Annotated in this window: 3 protein-coding genes and 1 tRNA gene; 2 read left to right on the top strand and 2 right to left on the bottom strand. The window is 62.4% G+C overall.

Going from position 1 to position 4,253, the window contains the following annotated elements; translation table 11 throughout:
* On the bottom strand, positions 1-2,358 hold a 2,358-nt coding region (putA, locus tag DL1_RS20390; protein ID WP_038070160.1), incomplete at its 3' end, for a bifunctional proline dehydrogenase/L-glutamate gamma-semialdehyde dehydrogenase PutA.
* A 119-nt stretch (positions 2,359-2,477) separates the two neighbouring features.
* Here putA and DL1_RS20395 point away from each other — a divergent pair.
* Positions 2,478-2,936: an Lrp/AsnC family transcriptional regulator gene (locus DL1_RS20395; RefSeq protein WP_038070163.1), complete on the top strand. Its 459-nt coding sequence runs from the start codon at positions 2,478-2,480 to the stop codon at positions 2,934-2,936.
* 34 nt (positions 2,937-2,970) lie between these two features.
* On the opposite strand, the gene thpD is transcribed toward DL1_RS20395, so the two are convergent.
* Positions 2,971-3,915: an ectoine hydroxylase gene (gene thpD / locus DL1_RS20400; protein WP_038070165.1), complete on the bottom strand. Its 945-nt coding sequence runs from the start codon at positions 3,913-3,915 to the stop codon at positions 2,971-2,973.
* A gap of 231 nt (positions 3,916-4,146) precedes the next feature.
* Here thpD and DL1_RS20405 point away from each other — a divergent pair.
* Positions 4,147-4,236, top strand: a tRNA-Ser gene (locus DL1_RS20405).
* The last annotated feature ends 17 nt before the right edge of the window (positions 4,237-4,253 follow it).

A 4,253-nucleotide genomic window follows, 5' to 3' on the forward strand; every position in this document is an offset into this window, starting at 1 on the left:
CCCCGCCGATTGGAAGCTCGAGGCGACGATATCGCGCACGGCCTGCTCCGGCAGGGCCGTGGAATCGACGATCATCGCGTTGAGCCCGCCCGTCTCCGCAATCAGCGGCGCGCCGGGGGCCAGATGCTCGGCCATGCTGCGCCGGATCAGATGCGCGGTCTCGGTCGAGCCAGTGAACACGACGCCGTTAATGCGCGGATCCGAGGTCAGCGCGGCGCCGACCGTGGCCCCGTCGCCCGGCAGCAGTTGCAGAGCCGTTTTGGGCACGCCCGCCTCATGCAGCAGACGCACCGCGATTGCGGCGATCAGCGGGGTCTGCTCGGCCGGTTTGGCCAGCACCGCATTGCCTGCGATCAGCGCGGCCGAGATCTGGCCGGTGAAGATCGCGAGCGGGAAGTTCCACGGGCTGATCGCAGCAAAGACGCCACGCGGGGCGGCATCGAGCGCAGCACCTTGGGCTGCGTAATAGTGCAGGAAATCAACGGCTTCGCGCAGCTCGGCCACCGCATCGGGCAGCGATTTCCCGGCCTCGCGCGAGACGGCGCCGAAGATCGGGCCGTAATTCTGCTCATAAAGCTCGGCGGCGCGGCGCAGCACCTTGGCCCGCTCGGCGGGGCTGGCGGCCCAAGGGGTGGCATTGCCGATTGCCTCGGCGACGGTCGTCTCATCGGCCTCGATCACCTGCGCCACATCTTCACCGGTGGCGGGGTTGCGCAGCATGCGTGCGGTGCCTTCAGCGCGTCCGGCGGTCAGCGGGGCGGCATCGGGGATCGCACCCGAGCGCGCCGCCTCGATCCGGGCCAGCGTTTCCTCATCGCTCAGATCGAAACCCTTGGAATTGCCGCGCTCTCCGAACAGATCGGCGGGCGCTTGCAGGCCGGAAGGCGCGATATGCGCCTCTTCGAAGGGATCGCGGGCGATCTCCGAAGGCGGCACGTCCTCATCCACGATCTGGTGCACGAAGGAGCTGTTGGCCCCGTTCTCAAGCAGGCGGCGAACCAGATAGGCCAGCAGGTCACGATGCGCGCCGACCGGCGCATAGATCCGGCAGCGGCCCTTGGTTTGCTTGATCACGATGTCATGGAGACGCTCGCCCATGCCGTGCAGGCGCTGGAATTCGAACTTCTCGCCAGACTCCAGCTCAAGGATCGCGGCCACGGTATGTGCGTTATGCGTGGCAAATTGCGGATAGATCCGGTCGGCATAGGACAGGAGCGTCTTGGCATGGGCGATATAGCTGACATCGGTGGCCGATTTCGAGGTGTAGAGCGGGAAATCCTCCAGCCCTTCGACCTGTGCCAGTTTCATTTCGGTGTCCCAATAGGCGCCCTTCACCAGCCGCACCATGATCCGGCGGTCCAGCCGCTCGGCCAGAGCATAGAGCCAGTCGATGGTCAGCCCCGCGCGCTTGCCATAGGCCTGCACCACGACGCCAAACCCGTCCCAGCCGGCCAGTTCGGGATCAGAGAGCACAGCCTCGATCACGCGCAGCGACAGCACCAGTCGGTCCTGCTCTTCGGCATCGATATTGAGCCCCATACCGGCGGCTTTCGCCCGACGCGCCAGTTCGCGCACAACCGGCACCAGTTCGGTCATGATGCGTTCGGATTGCGCGACCTCATAGCGCGGATGCAGTGCCGAGAGCTTTATCGAAATTCCCGGATTGGCCTCGACCGAGCCATGGGTGCAGGATTTGGCAATCGCGCTGATCGCCTGAGAATAGGAGTCCTTGTAGCGCGCCGCATCGCGTGCGGTCATCGCGGCCTCGCCCAGCATGTCGTAGCTGTAGGTATAGCCCTGTTTCTCACGCGTCTTGGCCCGGTCCAGCGCCGCCTCGATGGTCTGGCCCAGCACGAATTGGCGACCCATTTCCTTCATTGCACGGGTCACTGCCATGCGGATCACCGGCTCGCCCAGACGGCGGATTGCGCCGCGCAGCACACCGGCCACGCCGGGCTTTTCGTCCTCAAGCACGCGGCCCGTCAGCATCAGTGCCCAAGTTGACGCATTGACCAGCGAGGACGAGGCCGTGCCCAGATGCTTGCCCCAATCCGACGGCGCGATCTTATCCTCGATCAGCGCATCGACCGTCTCGGCATCGGGCACGCGCAGCATCGCCTCAGCCAAGCACATCAGCGCCACGCCTTCGCTGGTGGAGAGCCCATATTCGCCAAGGAAATGCTCCATCAAGGTGGGCTGGGCCTCGGTCCGGATCCGCGAGACCAGCGTCTCTGCGCGTTTGGAAATCGCCACGCGCGTATCTTTGGAGAGGTTTGCCTGAGCGACCAGATCTGCGATCAGGGTCGGCTCATCGGCATGTTTCGCCTGAGCGGTGAAGGCGGAAAAACGGTCTGTCATGGGCGGCACACTCCTTAAGAATTTATTACGAATACCGAGTCGACACTAGCGCGTGGCGCTAAAATCATCCAATATCCTAGGCCAATCGTCCTTATTTGGCCCCGAAAACGGTGAAACGTATGGATCTTGACGCGATCGACCGAAAAATTATCTACGAACTTCAGAGAAACGCGCGTATCTCTATCACCGATCTTGCGCGCCGCGTGGGTCTGTCGAAGACGCCCGTGGCGGCCCGCATCCGCGCTCTTGAAGAGAGCGGGTTGATTGCAGGCTACCGAGCTATGCTGTCTCCGATCAAGCTTGGATTGAGCCATATCACCTATGTCGAGGTGCGTCTGAGCGATACGCGAGAGGCGGCGCTGAGCAAATTCAACGCAGCCGTCGCCACCGTGCCTGCCATCGAGGAATGCTACATGATCGCGGGGAATTTCGACTACCTCCTGAAGGTGCGGACCCGCGACATCGCTGAATATCGCCGGGTGATGGGCGATCAGCTCTCGTCGCTGCCCTTCGTGCATTCGACCTCGAGCTTCGTGGCTATGGAGGCGGTCGTGGAAAGCGCCGCCGTGAGCCTGTAGGGGCAGGGCGGTCGCTCTCGCGTACATGCGAGGATCAGTCCTCAAACAGACCGCCTTTCAAGGGGCTCAGCGGCTGCGCGGCCCCGCGATTTGCGAGAAATTCCGGCCGTGGCTTTGCGGCTGCGAAGGGCGCACAGGGCTGGTTCGAGATCGCGTTATAGACGAAAAACGCATTAGAACGCGGATCGGGCGTTACATTGCCGTTCGAGGCGTGCAGCGTATTGCATTCGAAAAAGATCACGGTGCCTGCCGGGCCGGTGGCCGCATCAATTCCGGCTTCAGAGGCTAGCCGTTCAAGCACATCGCGCGAGGGCACGCCAACCTCTTGCTGTTTGAGGCTTGTCTTGTGGTTCGCATCCGGCGTCTCGCCGTGGCAGCCTATAAAGGACTTATGCGATCCGGGGATCAGCATGAGCGGCCCGTTCAGCGCGCTGTTATCGGTCAGAAGGACCGAGGCAGACACCGCGCGCATTCTCGGCAAACCGTCCTCGGCATGCCAAGTCTCGAAATCCGAATGCCAGTAGAACTCCTTGCCGGTAAAACCCGGTTTGTAGTTGAGGCGGCTTTGATGGAGATAGACCTCATCGCCCAGCAAGAACCGCGCCACATTCAGCAGCCGGGCGTCGCGGGCCAGCCTGGCAAATACGGCGCTGTGCTCGTCGAGGCGGAACACCGTGCGCACGGCCTGCGCGTTGGGTTCGCGTATGAGATCCTCAGAGCGAATCCCGTCTGCGCCCGCCCTTAGCTCCGCGGACGTGTCGATCAGCTTTTGCACCTCTCGTGCGTCGAACAGATCGTTGCAGATCAGATAGCCCTTGTCCTCATAGTGTTGCGCCTCAGCCTGCGAGATCGGTGCGCTCTGATCCCAGTCTTTCCACAAGACCGGATCCCGTCGCTTGGTGATGCGCTCGCTATCCTTGAGGCGGGTCGGGTAGGCGTCCTGATTGGAAAACTGCGCCCTGGAACTGGAGATGTTCATGGGTTCCTCCTTTGAATCAGATGTCAGAGACGGCCCCGGTCATGCCGAGGCGTGACACCCGTCCAACGGCAGGTTTGGCGCGGATGTTCCAAATTCTTTTGTGTTGCAGGCGAGAGCCGGGGCGCGAGACCCTTGCAGATCTCGCTCCGAACGCGCTCTGCACAGAAAAATCCGCCCCTCGCGTATTTTTTGCCTTGTTTCCCCGCCACAAGCACTGCTAGACGCGTCGGCGGAGATGTGGCCGAGTGGTCGAAGGCGCTCCCCTGCTAAGGGAGTAGGCCCGGAAGGGTCTCGAGGGTTCGAATCCCTTCGTCTCCGCCATTAACTTTCTGAAATCG

Source organism: Thioclava dalianensis (genome assembly GCF_000715505.1).
GTDB classification, from domain to species: domain Bacteria; phylum Pseudomonadota; class Alphaproteobacteria; order Rhodobacterales; family Rhodobacteraceae; genus Thioclava; species Thioclava dalianensis.

Excerpts from the sequence above, each read along its gene's own strand:
- thpD (WP_038070165.1), bottom strand. The coding sequence starts at position 3,915 with ATGAACATCTCCAGTTCCAGGGCGCAGTTTTCCAATCAGGACGCCTAC.
- DL1_RS20395 (WP_038070163.1), top strand. The coding sequence starts at position 2,478 with ATGGATCTTGACGCGATCGACCGAAAAATTATCTACGAACTTCAGAGA.